The 19,882-nt window shown below is 72.5% G+C and carries 15 protein-coding genes and 1 riboswitch; of the genes, 9 read left to right on the plus strand and 6 right to left on the minus strand.

The window, feature by feature from the left end; all coding sequences use genetic code 11:
* The first annotated feature begins 146 nt into the window (after window positions 1-146).
* Window positions 147-974, plus strand: coding sequence for a MerR family transcriptional regulator (locus tag CD790_RS04740; RefSeq protein WP_260867314.1), 828 nt, complete (start codon window positions 147-149; stop codon window positions 972-974).
* Between the two features lie 22 nt (window positions 975-996).
* Here CD790_RS04740 and CD790_RS04745 read toward each other — a convergent pair whose 3' ends face one another.
* The gene (locus CD790_RS04745) at window positions 997-1,317 is read right to left on the minus strand and encodes a putative quinol monooxygenase (protein ID WP_144381662.1); all 321 of its coding nucleotides are present in this window, start codon (window positions 1,315-1,317) and stop codon (window positions 997-999) included.
* 263 nt (window positions 1,318-1,580) lie between these two features.
* On the opposite strand from CD790_RS04745, the gene CD790_RS04750 reads away from it, so the two are divergent.
* Entirely contained in the window at window positions 1,581-2,555 is a 975-nt protein-coding gene (locus CD790_RS04750) for an SGNH/GDSL hydrolase family protein (protein ID WP_144381663.1), read from the plus strand.
* Between the two features lie 111 nt (window positions 2,556-2,666).
* Here the strand turns inward: CD790_RS04750 and CD790_RS04755 are convergent, their stop codons facing one another.
* Together CD790_RS04755 and CD790_RS04760 are read right to left on the minus strand one after the other, a co-directional pair.
* Window positions 2,667-3,755 carry a branched-chain amino acid aminotransferase gene (locus CD790_RS04755; RefSeq protein WP_144381664.1) on the minus strand — a complete coding sequence of 363 codons (1,089 nt, stop codon included), beginning with the start codon at window positions 3,753-3,755 and terminating at the stop codon, window positions 2,667-2,669.
* Window positions 3,756-3,901: 146 nt separating this feature from the next.
* The gene (locus CD790_RS04760) at window positions 3,902-4,945 is read right to left on the minus strand and encodes a 3-isopropylmalate dehydrogenase (protein WP_144381665.1); all 1,044 of its coding nucleotides are present in this window, start codon (window positions 4,943-4,945) and stop codon (window positions 3,902-3,904) included.
* A 151-nt stretch (window positions 4,946-5,096) separates the two neighbouring features.
* Here CD790_RS04760 and CD790_RS04770 point away from each other — a divergent pair, with 151 nt between their 5' ends.
* Window positions 5,097-6,695 carry a metallophosphoesterase family protein gene (locus CD790_RS04770; RefSeq protein WP_144381667.1) on the plus strand — a complete coding sequence of 533 codons (1,599 nt, stop codon included), beginning with the start codon at window positions 5,097-5,099 and terminating at the stop codon, window positions 6,693-6,695.
* On the opposite strand, the gene CD790_RS34415 is transcribed toward CD790_RS04770, so the two are convergent.
* A complete protein-coding gene (locus tag CD790_RS34415) occupies window positions 6,689-6,829 on the minus strand; it encodes a hypothetical protein (protein WP_186318864.1) in 141 nt (46 codons plus the stop codon). The genes CD790_RS04770 and CD790_RS34415 overlap by 7 nt on opposite strands.
* Before the next feature lie 808 nt (window positions 6,830-7,637).
* A riboswitch (cyclic di-AMP (ydaO/yuaA leader) is annotated at window positions 7,638-7,814 on the plus strand.
* Window positions 7,815-7,817: 3 nt separating this feature from the next.
* Here CD790_RS34415 and CD790_RS04775 point away from each other — a divergent pair.
* Window positions 7,818-8,315: a C40 family peptidase gene (locus tag CD790_RS04775; protein WP_144381668.1), complete on the plus strand. Its 498-nt coding sequence runs from the start codon at window positions 7,818-7,820 to the stop codon at window positions 8,313-8,315.
* 134 nt (window positions 8,316-8,449) lie between these two features.
* On the opposite strand, the gene pruA is transcribed toward CD790_RS04775, so the two are convergent.
* Together pruA and CD790_RS04785 are read right to left on the minus strand one after the other, a co-directional pair.
* Window positions 8,450-10,090: an L-glutamate gamma-semialdehyde dehydrogenase gene (gene pruA, locus CD790_RS04780; protein WP_144381669.1), complete on the minus strand. Its 1,641-nt coding sequence runs from the start codon at window positions 10,088-10,090 to the stop codon at window positions 8,450-8,452.
* Between the two features lie 256 nt (window positions 10,091-10,346).
* Window positions 10,347-11,273 carry a proline dehydrogenase family protein gene (locus tag CD790_RS04785; protein ID WP_144381670.1) on the minus strand — a complete coding sequence of 309 codons (927 nt, stop codon included), beginning with the start codon at window positions 11,271-11,273 and terminating at the stop codon, window positions 10,347-10,349.
* 270 nt (window positions 11,274-11,543) lie between these two features.
* On the opposite strand from CD790_RS04785, the gene CD790_RS04790 reads away from it, so the two are divergent.
* The 5 genes from CD790_RS04790 to CD790_RS04815 all read left to right on the plus strand — a co-directional run bounded on the left by CD790_RS04790 (window position 11,544) and on the right by CD790_RS04815 (window position 19,846).
* The gene (locus CD790_RS04790) at window positions 11,544-13,007 is read left to right on the plus strand and encodes a CdaR family transcriptional regulator (protein WP_144381671.1); all 1,464 of its coding nucleotides are present in this window, start codon (window positions 11,544-11,546) and stop codon (window positions 13,005-13,007) included.
* Between the two features lie 375 nt (window positions 13,008-13,382).
* Window positions 13,383-14,996: a citramalate synthase gene (gene cimA / locus CD790_RS04795; protein ID WP_144381672.1), complete on the plus strand. Its 1,614-nt coding sequence runs from the start codon at window positions 13,383-13,385 to the stop codon at window positions 14,994-14,996.
* Between the two features lie 232 nt (window positions 14,997-15,228).
* Window positions 15,229-17,706 carry a polysaccharide lyase 8 family protein gene (locus CD790_RS04805; RefSeq protein WP_144381673.1) on the plus strand — a complete coding sequence of 826 codons (2,478 nt, stop codon included), beginning with the start codon at window positions 15,229-15,231 and terminating at the stop codon, window positions 17,704-17,706.
* Between the two features lie 293 nt (window positions 17,707-17,999).
* Window positions 18,000-19,583 carry an acyl-CoA carboxylase subunit beta gene (locus CD790_RS04810; protein WP_144381674.1) on the plus strand — a complete coding sequence of 528 codons (1,584 nt, stop codon included), beginning with the start codon at window positions 18,000-18,002 and terminating at the stop codon, window positions 19,581-19,583.
* Between the two features lie 50 nt (window positions 19,584-19,633).
* Window positions 19,634-19,846: an acyl-CoA carboxylase subunit epsilon gene (locus CD790_RS04815; protein ID WP_144381922.1), complete on the plus strand. Its 213-nt coding sequence runs from the start codon at window positions 19,634-19,636 to the stop codon at window positions 19,844-19,846.
* Window positions 19,847-19,882 lie beyond the last annotated feature (36 nt).

Genomic DNA, 19,882 nt, shown 5'->3' on the forward strand with positions numbered 1-19,882 from the left:
CGTCGATCGGGTGCGTGCCGCCGGAGCGACCGGCGCCGCGACGGGCGCCGCCGGCTCGGGCGCGCCGGGGGTTTGACCCTGTCCCGGGGGCAACCCCCATCGTGCGGTGCACCGGGCGAGGTGCCCGGGACGGAGGAGAGCTACCCGTGGAGTATCTGAGCATCGGCGCGTTCGCGCGCGAGTCGCGGCTTTCACCGAAGGCGCTGCGCCTGTACGACCGGCTGGGCCTGCTGGTGCCCGACCACGTCGACCCGGCCACCGGCTACCGCTGGTACCGCGCCGACCAGGTCGGGCGGGCCCGGCTGGTGGCGCTGCTGCGCCGGCTGGACATGCCGCTCGCGCGGATCGCGACCGTGCTGGAGCTCCCCGGGTCGAAGGCCGCGGACGAGGTGGCGGCCTTCTGGGCCGAGATCGAGGAGCACATGGTCGGCCGGCGCGCCCTGGCGGCGCACCTCCGTGCACGCCTGTCAGGCAGGAGGCCAGACATGTACGACGTCACCACCCGCGAGGTCCCGGAGCAGACCGTCCTCGCGCTGCGCAAGCACCTGTTGAGCGACGATCTGCCCGCCTGGATCGGCTCCTCGCTCGATCGGTTGGAGAAGGCCGCCGAGGAGGAGTGCGGCGGCGTCGCCGGGCACCCGTTCGTCGTGTACCACGCGGACGTCAGCGACGAGAGCGACGGCCCGGCGGAGGCGTGCGTCCCGGTGGCCGACCCGGAGGCGGCCCGCGTCTACGCCGCCGCGCACCGCACGATCGAGGTGCGCGTCGAGCCGGCCCACCGCCAGGCGTACACCCGGCTGACCAAGGGCCAGGTCGTCTATCCGCAGATCCTCTCCGCCTACGAGGCGGTCGAGGGCTGGATCGCCGACCAGGGGCTGAGCGAGGGCGCCCCCTGCCGCGAGGTCTACTTCGCCGACTGGCCCTCGGCCGGGCCCTCCGACGAGGTGTGCGACATCGCCTACCCGATCGGCTGAGGTCGGCGGTCGCGCCACCGGCTCACCGGCGCGGCTCGTACGGGCTGTGCATCGTGAGCCAGCGGATCTCCAGGTCGCGCTCCAGGTACTCCATCCGGCGCTGCCAGAAGTCCTGGAGGTGCGGCAGGGCCAGGTGCGCGTCGAGGTCCTCCTTGGAGCGCCACGCCTCGTAGAACACGAAGACGCCGGGCTCGTCCCGGTCCTCGTGGAAGTGGTACTCCAGGCAGCCCTCCTCCGCCCGGGTCGGCTCCACGAACGACAGGAGCAGCTCCCTGAGTTCGGCCGCGCGCTCCGGCTTGGGGCGGGCGATGCCGACGAGGGTGTACGGGGCGGTGGGGGACATGGGAGGCTCCCGGGAGATAGGTACGAATGATCTCGTACCTAGGACCGTAGTGGCGGCGGTAGGTACGGCGCAAGTCGTACCTACCGCCGTCGGGGCGCCGCACGGCCGGTCGAACCCCGCGCGCGGTGTGGCCGACCGCGACGCGGCCCTCTGGCGCGGATCGAGGAGATCCCTACCCTTGGTCGAGCGACACCGAAGATCGTGAGTTCCTCCACCGCGAGTACGTCCCGCACCAGGAGTACGTCGAGTACGAGGGAGAGAGCATGACGCGTACGTCGCTCCGCCTGCTGACCACCGTCGCCCTGGCGGCGCTGGCCGTGGGCACCGTGCCCCGGGCCGGCGCGGCCGAGTCGCCCGAAGCCCCGCTGAACTGGGTCGCGTTGGGGGACTCGTACACCGCGGGCGTGATCCCGCCCACCGGCGCGGAGCTCGACCCGGAGGGCGCGCACACCGGATGCGCCCGCACCGAGGGCTCCTACCCCCGACTCGTGGCCGGGGCGTGGGGCGGGCGGGTCCGGCTGACCGACGTGGCCTGCAACAACGCCATGCTGGCGGAGATCGCCCACCAGGGCCAGGTGCCGCTCGGCTCGCCGCGGGACTATCTGGAGGGCAGGACCTTCAAGGCCGTCGCCCCGCAACTGGCGGCCGTCGACGAGGACACCGACCTGGTGACCGTCGGCATGGGCGGCAAGGACTCCGGCTTCGGCGAGGTCGTCTACGCCTGCGCGATGCAGGAGCCGCCGCGCGCGTCCGACGGTTCGCCGGTCCCCTGCGAGGAGCGGACGCGGGAGCTGGTCGAGGCCCGACTGGCCTCGGCGGTCCGGGAGTACGACGACATGCTGCGCCGGATCCATCGCAAGGCGCCGCACGCGAAGATCCTCACCGTCGGCTACCCGTCGATCGTCCCGGCGGACGCCTCCCGCTGCACGGTCGGCGACCAGACGCAGTTCGGCCACATGAGCCGCGCGGACCTGGAGTGGCTGCGGGACGGGGTGCTCGACCCGATCAACCGCGTCATCGAGCGGCAGACCGCCCGGCACCACCGGTACGCCGCCTATGTGGACACCCACCACTCCAGTCGGGGCGCGGACGTGTGCGCCGGCCGGTGGCGCTGGGTGGAGGGGCTCACCGCGCCCGGCTACCCCTACCCGGACAACGTCGCCAATGTGCTGCCCAACGCCTTCGGGCAGGCGAACACCGCCCGCGCCGTGCTGCGGGCGATGCACCGGGAGCTCTGAGCCGCGGCCCGGGACACGACGGAGGCCCGCCCCGGCGTTCGACGCGCCAGGGCGGGCCCTTCTCGTCCACGGCCCGGTGGGGGCCGTCGGCCGTCCACGGGGCCTCGGGCGTCACTCGCCCAGACGGTGCATCCAGCCGTGGGTGTCCTCGACGGCGCCGGTCTGGATGTCCAGCAGTGCCTTGCGCAGCCGCATGGTGACCTCACCCGGCCGGCCGTCGCCCACGGTCCAGCTCGCGCTGGTGGACTTGACCGAGCCGACCGGGGTGATGACCGCGGCGGTGCCGCAGGCGAACACCTCGGTGAGCGAGCCGTCCTCGGTACCGCGCTTCCAGTCCTCCACCGAGAGCCGCCCCTCGGAGACCTCGTAGCCGAGGTCGGCGGCGATCTCCAGCAGCGAGGCGCGGGTGATGCCGGGCAGCAGCGAGCCGGTCAGCTCGGGCGTCACGATGCGGTTCCCGTACACGAAGTACAGGTTCATGCCGCCCATCTCCTCGATCCAGCGGCGCTCGATCGCGTCCAGCCAGACCACTTGGTCGCAGCCGTGGTCGGCGGCCTGGGCCTGGGCCACCAGGGAGGCGGCGTAGTTGCCGCCCGCCTTCGCCGCGCCGGTGCCGCCGGGGCAGGCGCGCACGTACTCCTCGGAGAGCCAGACCGAGACCGGCTTCACACCGCCGGGGAAGTAGGCGCCGGCCGGGGAGGCGATCACCACGAAGAGGTACTCGTTCGAGGGGCGCACGCCCAGCCCCACCTCGGTCGCGAACATGAACGGCCGCAGGTAGAGGGACTGCTCACCGTTGCCGGGGACCCACGCCTTGTCCTGGTTGACGAGCGCGTCACAGGCCGCGATGAAGGTCTCCACCGGCAGTTCGGGCATCGCGAGCCGGCGCGCGGAGTCCTGGAAGCGACGGGCGTTGGCGTCCGGGCGGAAGGTGGCCACCCCGCCGTCCGGCTGCCGGTACGCCTTGAGCCCCTCGAAGATGGTCTGGGCGTAGTGCAGCGTCATGTTGGCGGGGTCGAGCGGCAGCGGGGCGTACGGCACGAGCTGGGCGTCGTGCCACCCCAGCCCCTCCGTCCACTTGATCGTCACCATGTGGTCGGTGAAGTGGCGGCCGAAGCCGGGGTTGGCCAGGATCTGCTCCCGCTCCGCGTCGGAGAGCGGCTGTGGGGAGGGCTTGAGCGCGATCGAGGTCGTCGTCATGGGTTCCGTGTCCTTCACCTTAGTCGTGGCGGACCGCACCCGGCACCGGCGGCATCACCGGTTGCTAGGACGTCCGAGCATCCCCTCGGCGAAGCGGCCCCACATTCGATTATCACTCCCGTGGGGCGCTTGGGATCCCCCCGGGATCAGCCGGATACCCGGGCCGCCAGCGCGTCACCGATCTGGTCGGTGGTCCGCGGGGCGGCCGCGTCCCGCTCCGCGAGGTCGGCCGCCACGGCCTCCTCGATGCGGGCGGCCTCGGCGGTGTAGCCGAGGTGCCGGAGGAGCAGGGCGACGGAGAGCACGGTCGCGGTCGGGTCGGCCTTGCCGGTGCCCGCGATGTCCGGGGCGGAGCCGTGCACCGGCTCGAACATCGACGGGAAGGCGCCGGTCGGGTTGATGTTGCCGGAGGCGGCGAGCCCGATGCCACCGGTCACGGCCGCGGCCAGGTCGGTGAGGATGTCGCCGAAGAGGTTGTCGGTGACGATCACGTCGAACCGCTCCGGCTGGGTGACGAAGAAGATCGTCGCGGCGTCGACGTGCAGATAGTCGGTGGTGACGTCCGGGTACTCCCGCCCCACCGCGTCGAAGATCCGCTTCCACAGGTGGCCGGCGTGCACCAGCACGTTGTTCTTGTGGACCAGGGTGAGCTTCTTACGCGGCCGGGCGTCGGCCCGCTCGTAGGCGTCGCGGACCACCCGCTCCACCCCGTAGGCGGTGTTCAGGCTGGTCTCGGTGGCCACCTCGGCGGGGGTGCCGGTGCGCAGCGAGCCGCCGTTGCCGACATACGGGCCCTCGGTGCCCTCGCGGACCACGACGAAGTCGATGTCGGGGCGGCCGGCGAGCGGGGTGGCGGTGTTGGGGAAGAGCTTGGACGGCCGCAGGTTGACGTAGTGGTCGAAGGCGAAGCGCAGCTTGAGCAGCAGCCCGCGCTCCAGCACCCCCGAGGGCACCGACGGGTCGCCGATGGCGCCCAGCAGGATGGCGTCGTGCTGCTTGAGGGAGTCCAGTTCGGCGTCCGGGAGGGTCTCTCCGGTGGCGTGCCAGCGCCGGGCCCCGAGGTCGTACTCCCGGGTCTCCAGCTTCACGTCCTGGGGAAGCACGGCGGTGAGGACCTTCAGGCCCTGGGCCACCACTTCCTGGCCGATACCGTCACCGGGGATCACTGCGAGGCGAATGCTGCGAGACATACCGGGACCCTACTCCCCGTCCCAGTGATTGACACGCATCGTCCGCCATACGGACAGTCGGTCGAGGCGTGGACGGCCGACGCGGCCCCGTACGGGCTCCGTTCACCCGCCGTACGGCTGGAGGTCGGCGGCCCCTGGGACCTTTCGACGCATGGACACACCACGCACCGGCATCCCCCGGCAGCTCGCCGACCGCATGTCGATGGCCGAGCAGCACGCCTATCTGCGCGCCCGGTTCTCCCGCCGGCGGGTGCTGCGCACCGGTGCGGCCGGAGCGGGCGCCATGGCCGGCGCGGTGGCGCTGGGCGGGGCCGCGTGCGGCGCGGAGCGGCCGGCCGCCGCCCCGACACGCGTCACCTCCGCCGCGGCGGGCCGGGTCGACGGCTCGCTGGTGGCCCCGTTCGGGCGCCACCTGGCGTTCGGCGCCGATCCCCGCACCCAGATGCGGATCTCCTGGCAGGTGCCCCTGGCGGTGCGGAAGCCCTACGTGCGCGTCGGCCTCAAGCCCTGGGAGCTGAGCCGCAAGATCGAGGCGGAGGTGCGGCGGCTGCACACCCCGCCGCTCAGCGACCGGCTCCCGCCGGTGGAGCAGTACTACCTGCACGCCGCGCTGGACGGGCTGCGCCCGGGCGTCACCTACTACTACGGCGTCGGCCACGACGGCTTCGACCCGGCCGACCCGCACCGCCTCTCCACCCTCGGCACCTTCCGCACCGCCCCCGCCCAGGCCGAGAGGTTCGTCTTCACCGCCTTCGGCGACCAGGGCATCAGCTATGACGCGCTCGCCAACGACCAGCTGATCCTGGGCCAGAACCCGTCCTTCCATCTGCACGCCGGCGACATCTGCTACGCGGACTCCTCCGGTCAGGGCGAGACCGACGACACCTATGACGCGCGGCTCTGGGACCAGTTCCTGGCACAGACCGAGTCGGTGGCCGCACGGGTCCCGTGGATGGTCACGACCGGCAACCACGACATGGAGGCGTGGTACTCCCCGGACGGCTACGGCGGTCAGCTGGCCCGCTGGTCACTGCCCGAGAACGGCCCCGACCCGCGCACGGCACCCGGCGTCTACTCCTTCGTCTACGGAAACCTGGCCGTGGTGGCGCTGGACGCCAACGACGTCTCGTACGAGATCCCCGCCAACCGGGGGTACACCCAGGGCCGGCAGACCCGCTGGCTGGACCGCCGGCTGGGGGAGCTGCGGAAGGCCCCCGGCATCGACTTCGTCGTGGTCTTCTTCCACCACTGCGCCTACTCCACCACCAGCGCGCACGCCTCGGACGGCGGCGTCCGCGACGCCTGGGTGCCGCTCTTCGAGAAACACCGGGTGGACCTGGTGGTCAACGGACACAACCACGTCTACGAGCGGACCGACGCCATTCGGCGTGGCGGGGAGTCCCGTCCGGTGCCGATCGGCGGGGAGACCGACCCCACGCGCGACGGGATCGTCTACGCCACCGCGGGCGGCGCCGGCGCCCGGCTGTACTCCTTCCCGGTCCCCGACAGCTATGAGGGACACGAGAAGGACCTGGACCACGTGGACACCTACCACTGGACCAGGGGTCGGCAGAAGAGCCCGGAACAGGTGGAGTGGTCGCGGGTCCGCTACACCGGCTTCTCGTTCCTCGCGGTGGAGGTCGATCCGGGCGGGCGCGCGCCGCGGATGAGGGTCACCACGCTGGCGGAGTCGGGCGAGCGGGTCGACCACTTCACGATCACCCGCCCGCGCCGCACCCGACCTCAGTGACCGGTGGAGCCGCCGTTGTCGCGGCGGTCGAGCGCCCGCTGCAGCGCGGCGGCGGCGTTCTTCCGGTCGGCGTCGAGGTGGTCGGTCTTGCGGCGGACGGTGTGGCGGGCGCGGCGGACGGCGGTCTCGGCCATGGTCACGGTCTCCTCTTGCTGTTGAGAGCCCCGAGAAAGTGGACATGAAGCCGTGAGGGGCGGGGGCCGGGGTGCGGCAGGGGTCACCTGCGCCCGCACCGGGCCGCATCCGCCGTCGCTGGATGGAGCGACATGTTCGGCTTCCACCAACGTAAGCCAGCGGAGCCGGGCTGTCTGCACAATTAGTCGGACGTCCTACTATCTGAGACGCGGAGTTCCGCCAGGGGCGCGGCCGGACGCGGCGCCCCGGTCGGGTGGCGGCCCGCGGGGGCGGATGCGCCCAGGGTCCTGATCTGTGCCGCACGGCTCGGCTGTCCGGGTGGCTCGCCCGTCCGGGGCGCCGCGGCCGGAGGGCTGGGTGGCAGGGTGGCCGGGCGGCTCGGAGCGTGTCGTTGTCGCGGGTCCCGCGCGGCCCCCGGCGAGCGCGCCGACGAGCGCCCCCCGAGTGCCCTCGACGCGTGCCCGAAGACGCGCGGAGTGCCGCCTTCCCACCCTGGCGCGAGCGCGCCGGGTGCCTCGGCTGACGCCCCGCCAACCGCCATCTCGGCTTGACCGATGACGGCCCGTTGTGCGCCCGGCCCGGTTCCCAGGTCACGGGCGGGTTACGGGCGGTCCGCCGACACCCGCTCAGTCACCGTACAAATCCCCCTACTTCCGTCATGACGGGCGTGGCGCGCCCGGCGTGCTAAGCCGTGAATAAGTTCACAAGTGATCGTTTCAGCTCGGTATTCCGGCCGTTCATGACGCAGTATCCATAACCGTTGTTCAGTCCCCGTCATCCCGACGGGGCGATCCGGACGGACGCCGAGTCCTGCCACCGCCCGGATCCACGCTCGGAAACCACGAGTTCGGCAGGAGCGGGAGACCCAAGCACGACGGGCCACGAAACCGGTGGCCCTTGGGGTGAAGCCACGTATGTGGCCGGGCAACTTCGCCAGCCCGAACCCGACAGGTCATCTTTCGTAGGCGGATGACGAAGGGCTCTTGCATGTCCACGCGTTCTCCGCGTACTCGCATACCCGCGCTCATCTCCAAGGCCGGGGCGACCTGTGCCCTGACCACCGCGGCTGTCGCCGCGACCGCCCTCGTGCCCGTCATGTCGGCCGAGGCCCAGGCTGCCACCCAGGCCAAGCCGGCACCGGCCAAGACGGCGTTGAAGGTCGCCGCCTCGAAGAAGGGGGCTCCCTACCGCTGGGGCGCCACGGGGCCGAACGCCTTCGACTGCTCGGGGCTGACCCAGTACTCGTACAAGAAGGCGGGCAAGAAGCTGCCGCGCACGGCGGCTTCGCAGTACAACAAGACCCGGCATATCTCCAGGGGCTCCCGCAAGGCGGGTGACCTGGTGTTCTTCCACTCCGGCTCGAACGTCTACCACGTGGGCATCTACGCCGGTCAGGGCAAGATCTGGCACTCTCCGAAGCCCGGCAAGTCGGTGCGGCTGGAGAAGATCTGGACCAGCCAGGTCTGGTACGGCCGGGTCAGGTAGGCCGAGGAGGTCAGGTCAGACGGACATCTCCCTTGCGGTGCGGCGGCGCCGCAATGGAAACCGCCCCCCTGCCGGTGTGAGGACCGGCAGGGGGGCGGTGTCTTGGGACGGACGCGCCGTCAGCCCGTCGGGGCTCAGCCCATGTGCGGGTAGCGGTAGTCCGTCGGCGGGACCAGCGTCTCCTTGATGGCGCGGGTCAGCGTCCAGCGCATCAGGTTCTGCGGGGCGCCCGCCTTGTCGTTGGTGCCGGAGGCGCGGCCGCCGCCGAAGGGCTGCTGGCCGACGACGGCGCCGGTCGACTTGTCGTTGATGTAGAAGTTGCCCGCGGCGAAGCGGAGCTTCTCCATCGTGTACGCGGCGGCGGCGCGGTCGTTGGCGATGACCGCGCCGGTCAGGGCGTAGTCCGAGACCGACTCCATCTGGGTCAGCATCTCGTCGTACTTCTCGTCCGAGCTGTCGTCGTACACGTACACCGCGAGGATCGGGCCGAAGTACTCGGCCTTGAAGACCTCGTTCTCCGGGTCCGTGCACTCGATGACGGTCGGGCGCACGAAGTAGCCCACCGAGTCGTCGTAGCTGCCGCCGGCGATGATCGTGCAGCTCGGGTCGGCGGCGGCGCGGTCGATCGCGGCCTTGTTCTTGGCGAAGGCGCGGTCGTCGATGACGGCACCGATGAAGTTCGACAGATCGGTGACGTCACCCATGGTGATGCCGTCGACCTCGGCCGCGAACTCCTCCTTGAAGCCGTCGTTCCAGATGGAGGCCGGGATGTACGCGCGCGAGGACGCGGAGCACTTCTGGCCCTGGAACTCGAAGGAGCCGCGGGTCAGCGCGGTCTTCAGCGCGGCGCGGTCGGCGCTCGGGTGCGCCACCACGAAGTCCTTGCCGCCCGTCTCGCCGACGATGCGCGGGTAGGAGCGGTACTTCTCGATGTTGTTGCCGACCGTCTTCCACAGGTGCTGGAAGGTCTTGGTCGAGCCGGTGAAGTGGATGCCCGCCAGGTCGCGGTGGTTCAGGGCCACCTCGGAGACGGCCAGGCCGTCGCCCGTCACCAGGTTGATGACGCCCTTCGGCAGGCCGGCCTCCTCCAGGAGCTGCATGAGCAGCACGGCGGAGTGCGTCTGCGTCGGGGACGGCTTCCACACGACCACGTTGCCCATCAGGGCCGGGGCGGTCGGCAGGTTGCCCGCGATCGCGGTGAAGTTGAAGGGGGTGATCGCGTAGACGAAGCCCTCCAGCGGGCGGTGGTCCATGCGGTTCCACACGCCCGGCGCGTTGGCCGGGGGCTGCTCGGCCAGGATCTGGCGGGCGTACGCGACGTTGAAGCGCCAGAAGTCGACGAGCTCGCAGGGGGTGTCGATCTCGGCCTGCTGGGCGGTCTTGGACTGGCCCAGCATGGTCGAGGCGGCCATCGTCTCGCGCCAGGGGCCGGCCAGCAGCTCGGCGGCGCGCAGGATGATCGCCGCGCGGTCGTCGAAGGAGGTCGCGCGCCAGGCCGGGGCGGCGGCCAGGGCGGCGTCGACGGCGTCCCGGGCGTCGGCCTCGGTGGCGTTGGCGTAGGTACCGAGCACCGCGGAGTGGTTGTGCGGCTGCACCACGTCGAAGCGCTCACCGCCGCCCATCCGCTTCACGCCGCCGATGGTCATCGGCAGCTCGATCGGGTTCTGGCCCAGCTCCTTGAGCTTGGTTTCCAGGCGGGCGCGCTCCGGGGTACCGGGGGCGTAGGTGTGCACCGGCTCGTTGACCGGCACGGGGACCTGGGTCACAGCGTCCATGGTGGCCGTTGTCTCCTTCGATCGAGGGATGTGCGAGGGGGCGGGGTGTCGGCGGCTGGCGAGTGCGGGCGGTCGGCCGCGGCTGACCAGCGAGTGCAGGAAGGCCGCTGTTCCCGGGGGACGACCCCCGGACCCCCAGCCGGCCTGCCCGCTGCTCACCGTCGTCAGCCGCGGCTGACCAGCGAGCGCAGGAAGGCTGCAGTTCCCGGGGGGCGACCCCCGGACCCCCAGCCGGCCTGCCCGCTGCTCACCGTCGTCAGCCGCGGCTGACCAGGGAGCGCAGGAAGAACACGAGGTTCGCGGGGCGCTCCGCGAGGCGGCGCATGAAGTATCCATACCAGTCTGTTCCATACGGGATGTAAATCCGCATACGGTGACCTTCCGATACGAGTCGCTGCTGCTCGGCCTCGCGGATGCCGTACAGCATCTGGAACTCGTACTCGTCGAGCTTGCGCCCGTACTGGCTGCCGAGCTCCTGCGCGATGGCGACCATGCGCGGGTCGTGCGAGCCGATCATGGGGTAGCCGTCGCCGGCCATCAGGATCTTCAGGCAGCGGACGTACGCCTTGTCGACCTCGTGCTTGTCCTGGAAGGCGACGCTCGCGGGCTCCTTGTACGCGCCCTTGACCAGGCGCACGCGGGAGCCTTCCCCGGCGAGCGCGTGGCAGTCCTCCTCGGTGCGGAACAGGTAGGACTGCACGACGGCGCCGGTCTGCGGGAAGCGCTTCCGCAGCTCGGCCAGGATGGCCAGGGTGGAGTCGACCGTGGTGTGGTCCTCCATGTCCAGGGTGACCGTGGTGCCGATCTCGGCGGCGGCCTCGACGACGGGCGTCACGTTCTTCAGGGCCAGCTCGTGGCCGCCCGGCAGCGCCTGGCCGAAGGCGGAGAGCTTGACGGACATCTCGGCCTTGGCGCCCAGCTCCAGCGGGGCGAGGGCCTCGGTGAGCGCGAGGTAGGCGTCGCGGTTGCGCAGCGCCTCGGCGGGGTCGGTGATGTCCTCGCCCAGGTGGTCGAGGGTGACCTCCATGCCGCGGTCGGCCAGCGACCGTACGGCGTTCATGGACTCGTCCAGCCGCTCACCGGCGACGAAGCGGTCCACCACGGGGCGGGTGACCGGCGTGGCCGAGACGATACGGCGGATGGCGTCGCTGCGCGAGGCGGCGAGCAGCACGGGACCCAGCACGGGGCACCTCCATGGACGGTTCTTCGGGGGTTGCCGCGGCCACGGCATACACGTGGGTCGCGGCGGCAAGGTGAGCCACCGTGAAACATAAGGATCCCGCCAGACGACGACCATCGACAGCTGTCGGGCATTCGTGGCCGAGATCTCAGACAGATGTATGACAATGGGGACCGGGCGCTTCACTCGGGTGCGTCCCTCGCCGGGTGGCGCCGACGGGGCGCGGAGCGCCGGAGGAGAGCGCCGGAGGAGTGGAAGGGAGCGGCACGGCCGATGCGCGGCGACTACCAGCAGCTCGTGGACGAGATCTCGGCCGTGCTCGGCGCGCCCGCCACCCTGGAGGACCGCGACTTCGCCCTGATCGCCTTCGGGGCGCACGACAGCGGCGACATCGGTGAGCTGGCGCTTGACCCGGTGCGCACCCGCTCGATCCTCCAGCGGCGCTCCACGGCGGCGGTGCGGACCTGGTTCGAGGGGTTCGGCATCGCCCGGGCCCAGGCGCCGCTGAGGATCCCGCCGGACCCGGCGGCCGGGGTCTTCATGGGCCGCATCTGCCTCCCCGCCCGCCACCAGGGCGTGGTGCGCGGCTATGTCTGGCTGCTGGACGACGGCCATCTGGCCGATCTGGAGCTGGGCGGCCGCGGCACCCCGCCGGACCCGCGGCTGGCCCAGGCCATGGAGACCGCCGCGCGCATCGGGGCGCTGCTGGCCGCCGAGGCGCGGGCCGGCGCGGAGCTCGGCGAGCTGCTCCGGGAGCTGCTGACCGGTCCGCCCGGCGGCCGGGACATGGCGCGGGCGGGGCTGCGCGGCGCGCTGCGCGTCACGGCGGACGGCCCGCTGGCCCTGGTCGCGGTGCTGCCCTGGGCCACCGGCGAGGACGGCGACGCCTCCCCGTCTCCGAACATCCCCGGCGTCGTCGCCGTGGCCCCCGTTCCCCCGTCCGGCGTGGCGAGCCCCTCCGGCGCCGCGGGCGCCTCGGGCGGTGACGGCTGCCTCGCCGCGCTGGTCAGGCTGCGCACCGGAACCGCCGTGGACCCGGCCCGCACCGCGGCCGAGCGGCTGCTGAGCTCACCCCGCGCGGACGCGGTCGGGGGCGGCGGCCCGGCCCCCGAGCCCCGGTTCTCGGGCGCCCCCGCCCCCGGCAACCCGAGCTCCGGAGCCCCGGCCTCGGGGTCCCCGGCCCCTGCCGACGGCCGTGGACGCGGCTTCGCGGGGAACGCCGGCTCCGCCGCGGCGGCCCGCGGTCGGACCGGCGTAGGCGGCGACGCGGCGGCGACCGGCCGTGGCACCGCGGCGGGTCGCGCCAAGGTCACCGTGGCGGAGGGGCGGGCCGTGGCCGGGGTGAGCGATCCGCGCCGCGGGCTGGACGAGCTCCCCGCCGCCTGGTGGGAGGCGCTGGCCGCCGCGCACGCCGCGCGGGCCGAACCACGGCTGGGCCCGGTGGCCTCATGGGCGGACGTCGGCCCGTACCGGCTGCTGTCCCACCTGCCCGCGACCGGCCCGGACCCCGCCGTACGCCCCCTCCTGGAGCGCGCCCACACCGAACTGGCCCGCACCGCCGAGGCGTTCCTGGACTGCGCCGGTCAGGCCGGCCGTACCGCCCAGGCCCTGGGCATCCACCGGCAGACCCTCTACTACCGGCTCTCCCGCGTCGAGCAGCTCACCGGCCTGGACCTCGACGACGGGGAACACCGGCTGCTGCTCCACATGGCCCTCAAGGCGGCCCGACTGCGCTGAGCGACGCCGACGACACCCGGGACGTCTACGTCAGCCGCTGACAGCGCCCGGAGGCGAACCGGGCCAAAAGACGCGAGCGCCCAGAATCTGAGACAGCGTGCGGCGCGGGGGTGGTGGTGTGCCAGACTGCCCCCGTGCTCTCGTTCGCCATGATTATTGGCAGCAGGCGCGCCGGTCCGCAGTGACCGCCCCGTACCACCACCATCCGGTACGGCGCGGCCACCGTGCCCCCAGACCCGCGCGCAGACCTCTCGCACCCGCGAGAGGTTTTTTCGTTTCCCGGCCGACCCCGTCGGGGACGCGGAGCGCGAGGGATCATAGGAGGGCGCGGAGCCGGTTATTCCGGTAGACCGAGACCTCAGGAGTCCAGACAGCATGAGCGACGCAGCGAATACCCCGTGGGGCGACGACAGCTTCCACGTCTTCGACACCACCCTGCGCGACGGCGCGCAGCGCGAGGGCATCAACCTCACCGTCGCGGACAAGCTGACCATCGCCCGGCACCTGGACGACTTCGGTGTCGGCTTCATCGAGGGCGGCTGGCCGGGCGCCAACCCCCGCGACACCGAGTTCTTCGCCCGGGCGCGCCAGGAGATCGACTTCAGGCACGCGCGGCTGGTCGCGTTCGGCGCCACCCGGCGGGCCGGGGTGCGGGCGGCGGACGACCCCCAGGTGGCGGCGCTACTGGAGTCCGGCGCCCCGGTGATCACGCTGGTGGCCAAGTCGCATGACCGCCATGTGGAGCTGGCGCTGCGCACCACGCTGGAGGAGAACCTGGCGATGGTGGCGGACACCGTGTCCTACCTGCGGGAGCAGGGCCGCCGCGTCTTCGTCGACTGTGAGCACTTCTTCGACGGCTACCGCGCCAACCCGGACTACGCGAAGCGGGTCGTCACCACCGCCCACGAGGCCGGCGCCGACGTGGTGGTGCTCTGCGACACCAACGGCGGAATGCTGCCGGCCCAGGTGCAGGCGGTCGTGGCCACCGTGCTCGCCGACAACGGGGCCCGGCTGGGCATCCACGCCCAGGACGACACCGGCTGCGCGGTCGCCAACACCCTCGCCGCCGTGGACGCGGGCGCCACCCATGTGCAGTGCACCGCCAACGGCTACGGCGAGCGGGTCGGCAACGCCAACCTCTTCCCGGTCGTCGCGGCCCTGGAGCTGAAGTACGGCCGCAGGGTGCTGCCCGAGGGCTCGCTGGCCGAGATGACCCGGATCTCGCACGCCATCGCCGAGGTCGTCAACCTGACCCCCGCCACCCACCAGCCCTACGTCGGCCTCTCCGCCTTCGCCCACAAGGCCGGGCTGCACGCCTCGGCGATCAAGGTCGACCCCGACCTGTACCAGCACATCGACCCGGAGCGGGTCGGCAACACCATGCGGATGCTGGTCTCCGACATGGCCGGACGCGCCTCGGTGGAGCTCAAGGGCAAGGAGCTCGGCGTCGACCTGGGCGGCGACCGCGAGCTGCTGGGCCGGGTGGTGGAGCGGGTCAAGGAGCGTGAGCTGGCGGGCTACACCTACGAGGCCGCCGACGCCTCCTTCGAACTGCTGCTGCGCGCCGAGGTGGAGGGGCGGGCCCGCCGCTACTACCGGTGCGAGTCCTGGCGGGCGATCGTCGAGGACCGCCCGGACGGCAGCCACGCCAACGAGGCCACGGTGAAGGTGTGGGCCAAGGGCGAGCGGATCGTCGCGACCGCTGAGGGCAACGGTCCGGTCCACGCCCTGGACCGCGCGCTGCGCGTCGCGCTGGAGCGCATCTACCCGCAGCTGGCCAAGCTGGAGCTGGTGGACTACAAGGTCCGCATCCTGGAGGGCAAGCACGGCACCCAGTCCACGACCCGGGTGCTCATCTCGACCACCGACGGGCGTGGCGAGTGGTCCACGGTCGGCGTCGCGGAGAACGTGATCGCCGCGTCCTGGCAGGCGCTGGACGACGCCTACGCCTACGGGCTGCGCCGCCTCGGCGTCGAACCGCAGGAGTGAGGCGCGCGGCCGTCCGACCGGCCGCGGCCACGGCGCGGGCCCCGTCCTCGGACGGGGCCCTTGTCGCTGGTGACCATCGCGTGCCGCACCGTGAAGCCGATGCCGCTGTGGCCGGGGTCGATGGTGTAGTCGGTCTGGCGAGGTGCGGGGCGGTCCGGCATGCTCGGGCCGGCGCCACCCACGGCTCAACCGACGCGTCCGCAGCACGGTCCACCGAGCAGGAGGCCCCCGCATGGGACGGGATGTCAGACGACGCACCCTCATGGCCGGCACCGGAGCGCTCGGCCTCGGCGCGGCCCTCGCGAGCCCGGCCCGGGCCGCCGAAGCCGTACCGAGAACGGGCCCCGCCATCGGCACCCGGAGGGCCGACGACGACTTCGACGCGCTGCGCCGCCGCTGGCTGGAACTGGCCCTGGGCGCCGGCTTCGACCCCGCGGCCGAGCCCTACGCCTCCCGGCTGCGCCGCACCGGCGAGCGGGCCGCCGCGTACCGCGCGAGCATGGCGCCCACCGCCGCCTCGCTGTGGCCGGACGCGCCCTACGACCCACCCGCCGGGATCACCCTCGGCTACGCCCGGCTGCACACCATGGCGCAGGCGTACGCGCAGCCCGGCACCGGCCTCACCGGCGACCCCGGGCTCGCCGCCGACCTGGTGCGCGGCCTGGACCACCTCGACCGAACGGTCTACTCCCCGGCGACCACCCGCTACGGCAACTGGTGGGAGTGGCAGATCGGCAGCCCGCGGCTGCTGCTCGACACCCTCGCCATGGCCCACGACCGGGTCGACGAGGCGCTGCGCGGCCGCGCCCTGGCCGCCGTCGACCACTTCGTGCCGGACGGCATGCTCGGCGACTACACCGGCACCAGCACCGGGGCCAACCGGGTCGACCTGTGCCGGGTGGTCGCGCTGCGCGGCGTGCTGGGGCGGACCGCCGGGAAACTGGCGCTCGCCCGCGACGCGCTCTCCCCGGTCTTCCCCCATGTCACCCGGGGCGACGGCCTCTACGCCGACGGCTCCTTCATCCAACACACCTGGGTCGCCTACTCCGGCACCTACGGCTGTGTGCTCCTCGACGGCCTCGGCCGGCTCTTCGCGCTGCTGGCCGGCTCCCCCTGGGAGGTCGTCGACCCCGGACGGCGGATCATCCACGACAGCGTGACGCGCGCCTGGGCGCCGCTGATCCACGACGGGCTGGTGATGGACAGCGTCTCCGGACGGGCCGTCAGCCGGGGCCTGACCCGGGGCGACACCCGCCAGGTCGTGCAGAGCGACCACCAGCGCGGCCACCAACTGATCGCCGCCGTCGCGCTGCTCGGCGACGGCGCCCCGGCGGCCGAGCGGGCGGAGTGGCACGCCATGATCCGGGGCTGGATCGCGCGGGACACGGTCAGCCCGATCCTCACCGACCCGCAGTTCGGCGTGGCCGAACTGGCGCGGCTGCGCGCCATCGCGGAACGGCCGGGGCCGGTGGCCGCCGCGCCGGTGGAGCACCGGCTGTTCGCCGCCATGGACCGGGCGGTGCACCGGCGCCCCGGCTGGACCGCCAACCTCGCCATGGCCTCGGACCGGATCTCCTACTACGAGAACGGCAACGGCGAGCACCCGCGCGGCTGGCACACCGGAGCCGGCATGCTCGGCTGGTGGGCGGGGGAGGGCACGCTCGCCCAGTACACGGACGCCTTCTGGCCGACCGCCGACCCCTACCGGCTGCCCGGCACCACCGTCTCCACCAAGCGGCTGGCCGACAACGAGGGCGGCGGCTGGGGCCAGCCCAAGCCGGCCGCGCGCTGGGTGGGCGGGGTCACCGACGGCGAGTTCGCCGCGATCGGCCAGGACCTGCGCGGGCTCTCCAGCACGCTGCGCGCCAAGAAGTCCTGGTTCTTCGTCGCCGACGCCGTGATCTGTCTGGGCGCGGGCGTCACCGCCGCCGACGGCACCCCGGTGGAGACGATCGTGGACCACCGCAACCTCGGCGCCGACGGCACCCACGCCCTCACCGTGGACGGGGTGGAGCAGCCCGCGGAGCTCGGCTGGAGCGCGACCTTCCGGCGCGCCCGCTGGGCGCATCTGCACGGCCACGGCGGCTATGTGTTCCCCGGCGGCGCCCGGTTGAACGCGCTGCGCGAGGCGCGGACGGGAGCATGGCGGGACATCAACGCGGGCGGGGCGCCCGACCCGTTCACCCGGCGCTATCTGACGCTCTGGCACGACCACGGCACCGACCCGGTGGACGCCTCGTACGCCTATCTGCTGCTGCCCGGGGCCGATCGGCGCACCCTCGCCGCCCGCGCCGCCGACTCCGGATGGCTGAGCCTCCTCGCCAACAGCGAGCGGCAGCAGGGGGTCGCCGTCGCCTCGTTGGGGCTGACCGCCGTCAACTTCTGGCGGGCGGGGACGGTCGGAGAGCTGACCGCCGACGGCCCGGCGAGCGTCCTGGTGCGGTGTCGCGGGGGGCGCGCGACGCTGTGGATCGCCGACCCCGCGCGGTCGGGCGCGCCGGTGGAGCTCGACTGGGCCCGGCCGGTGCGCCGGGTGCTCGCGCAGGACCCGTCCGTTCAGGTCCTGACCACGGGCGCCACGCTGCGGCTGCGGGTGAACGCCGGCGCCGCGGGCGCCGGGCACCGCTGCGAGGTGCTGCTGGGCGGCCGGGAGGGTCAGGGGTGGGGGCGGCGCGCGGGGAGGGGGGTCGAGTGGGGTCGAAAGGGGTAGGGGGCGGGGTCCGGCGCGGCTAGGCTGCTGCCGTCCCACCCGGTGTCCGGATACCCCGCGCGGCCGTACCGCGCCAGCCGACCGGGTGACCGTTCGGCGTGGTCAGACCGCCGCAGCTACCGCATACCCCGGGTTCCCTTTGTGGAGTGCCAACAGTGGCCGTTGTCCTTAGGTACAGCCGTTGACGCCCAAACGCACTGTGCAGTTCTGTTCTGCCTGCCCACCAAAACGGGTGCGACGTTGTAGGAAAACGACATCGGCCTCCCGGCCCCCTGGCACGTACCGTTCAATGCATGACCAATCTCGAAGGTGCGCCCGAAGTGGCGAGTGACGTCCGCGGGCGCGTCGCCGAGCTGCACGCCATCCGCGAGCAGGTTCGGCGGGGTCCGAGCGAGCGGGCGACCGAGGCTCAGAAGGCCAAGGGGAAGCTGACGGCTCGGGAGCGGATCGATCTGCTGCTGGACGAGGGTTCCTTCAACGAGGTGGAGCCGCTGCGCCGACACCGGGCCAGTGGTTTCGGCCTGGAGGCCAAGCGGCCGTACACCGATGGTGTGATCACGGGGTGGGGAACCGTTCACGGACGCACGGTGTTCGTGTACGCACACGACTTCCGGATCTTCGGTGGAGCGCTGGGCGAGGCCCACGCCACGAAGATCCACAAGATCATGGACATGGCGATCGCGGCCGGGGCGCCGCTGGTCTCCCTGAACGACGGGGCCGGCGCCCGCATTCAGGAGGGCGTCTCCGCCCTCGCCGGCTACGGCGGCATCTTCCAGCGCAACACCAAGGCGTCCGGCGTCATCCCGCAGATCAGCGTGATGCTCGGCCCGTGCGCCGGTGGCGCGGCCTACTCCCCGGCGCTCACGGACTTCGTGTTCATGGTGCGGGAGACCTCGCAGATGTTCATCACCGGCCCGGACGTGGTCCAGGCGGTGACGGGCGAGAAGGTGACCCAGAACGGCCTCGGCGGTGCGGATGTGCACGCCGAGACCTCCGGCGTCTGCCACTTCGCCTACGACGACGAGGAGTCGTGCCTGGAGGAGGTGCGCTACCTGCTGTCGATGCTCCCGCAGAACAACCGGGAGAACCCGCCCGTCGTGGAGTCCGAGGACCCCGTGGACCGGCGCGGCGACATACTGCTGGACCTCGTCCCGGCCGACGGCAACCGCCCGTACGACATGCGCAAGGTGATCGAGGAGATCGTCGACGACGGCGAGTTCCTGGAGGTCCACGAGCGCTGGGCCACCAACATCATCTGCGCCCTGACCCGGCTCGACGGTCAGGTCGTCGGTGTGATCGCCAACCAGCCGCAGTCGCTGGCCGGCGTGCTGGACATCGAGGCGTCGGAGAAGTCCGCGCGCTTCATCCAGATGTGCGACGCGTTCAACATCCCGCTGATCACCCTGCTGGACGTGCCCGGCTTCCTGCCCGGCGTCGACCAGGAGCACGGCGGCATCATCCGGCACGGCGCCAAGATGCTCTACGCGTACTGCAACGCCACCGTGCCGCGGATCTCGGTGATCCTGCGCAAGGCGTACGGCGGCGCGTACATCGTCATGGACTCCCAGTCCATCGGCGCCGACCTCACCTACGCCTGGCCGACCAACGAGATCGCGGTGATGGGCGCCGAGGGCGCCGCCAACGTCATCTTCCGGCGCCAGATCGCGGAGGCGGACGACCCCGAGGCGATGCGCTCCCGCATGGTCAAGGAGTACAAGTCCGAGCTCATGCACCCGTACTACGCGGCCGAGCGCGGACTCGTCGACGACGTCATCGACCCGGCCGACACCCGCGCCATCCTCATCCGCTCCCTGGCGATGCTGCGCACCAAGCACGCCGACCTGCCCTCTCGCAAGCACGGCAACCCGCCGCAGTGACGCGGCTGATGGAGACGAAGCCCACCGTGAGTACTCCCAGCGATACCGCCATGTCCGCCACCGCCGGCACGCTCGTCCGCGTCGAGAAGGGGCACGCCGACGCGGAGGAACTGGCCGCCGTCACCGCGGTCCTGCTCGCCCGCGCGGGTGCGGCGCACCGCCACCGGGGCGCCGCCTCGACCCGGCCGCGCCGGGACACCGCCCGCTGGCGCCGCCTGGAGCGCCAGTCGGGTTTCCGCGCCCCGCACAGCTGGCAGGGCTGACCTCTTCGCACCGAACGCCGGGCGGGCTGGATCTCC

The sequence above is a fragment of the Streptomyces sp. SAJ15 genome (assembly GCF_007595705.1).
Classification (GTDB): domain Bacteria; phylum Actinomycetota; class Actinomycetes; order Streptomycetales; family Streptomycetaceae; genus Streptomyces.

Excerpts from the sequence above, each read along its gene's own strand:
- CD790_RS04745 (WP_144381662.1), bottom strand. The coding sequence starts at position 1,317 with ATGTCCCCCACCGCCCCGTACACCCTCGTCGGCATCGCCCGCCCCAAG.
- CD790_RS04750 (WP_144381663.1), top strand. The coding sequence starts at position 1,581 with ATGACGCGTACGTCGCTCCGCCTGCTGACCACCGTCGCCCTGGCGGCG.
- CD790_RS04755 (WP_144381664.1), bottom strand. The coding sequence starts at position 3,755 with ATGACGACGACCTCGATCGCGCTCAAGCCCTCCCCACAGCCGCTCTCC.
- CD790_RS04760 (WP_144381665.1), bottom strand. The coding sequence starts at position 4,945 with ATGTCTCGCAGCATTCGCCTCGCAGTGATCCCCGGTGACGGTATCGGC.
- CD790_RS04770 (WP_144381667.1), top strand. The coding sequence starts at position 5,097 with ATGGACACACCACGCACCGGCATCCCCCGGCAGCTCGCCGACCGCATG.
- CD790_RS34415 (WP_186318864.1), bottom strand. The coding sequence starts at position 6,829 with ATGGCCGAGACCGCCGTCCGCCGCGCCCGCCACACCGTCCGCCGCAAG.
- CD790_RS04775 (WP_144381668.1), top strand. The coding sequence starts at position 7,818 with ATGTCCACGCGTTCTCCGCGTACTCGCATACCCGCGCTCATCTCCAAG.
- pruA (WP_144381669.1), bottom strand. The coding sequence starts at position 10,090 with ATGGACGCTGTGACCCAGGTCCCCGTGCCGGTCAACGAGCCGGTGCAC.
- CD790_RS04790 (WP_144381671.1), top strand. The coding sequence starts at position 11,544 with ATGCGCGGCGACTACCAGCAGCTCGTGGACGAGATCTCGGCCGTGCTC.
- cimA (WP_144381672.1), top strand. The coding sequence starts at position 13,383 with ATGAGCGACGCAGCGAATACCCCGTGGGGCGACGACAGCTTCCACGTC.
- CD790_RS04805 (WP_144381673.1), top strand. The coding sequence starts at position 15,229 with ATGGGACGGGATGTCAGACGACGCACCCTCATGGCCGGCACCGGAGCG.
- CD790_RS04810 (WP_144381674.1), top strand. The coding sequence starts at position 18,000 with ATGACCAATCTCGAAGGTGCGCCCGAAGTGGCGAGTGACGTCCGCGGG.
- CD790_RS04815 (WP_144381922.1), top strand. The coding sequence starts at position 19,634 with ATGTCCGCCACCGCCGGCACGCTCGTCCGCGTCGAGAAGGGGCACGCC.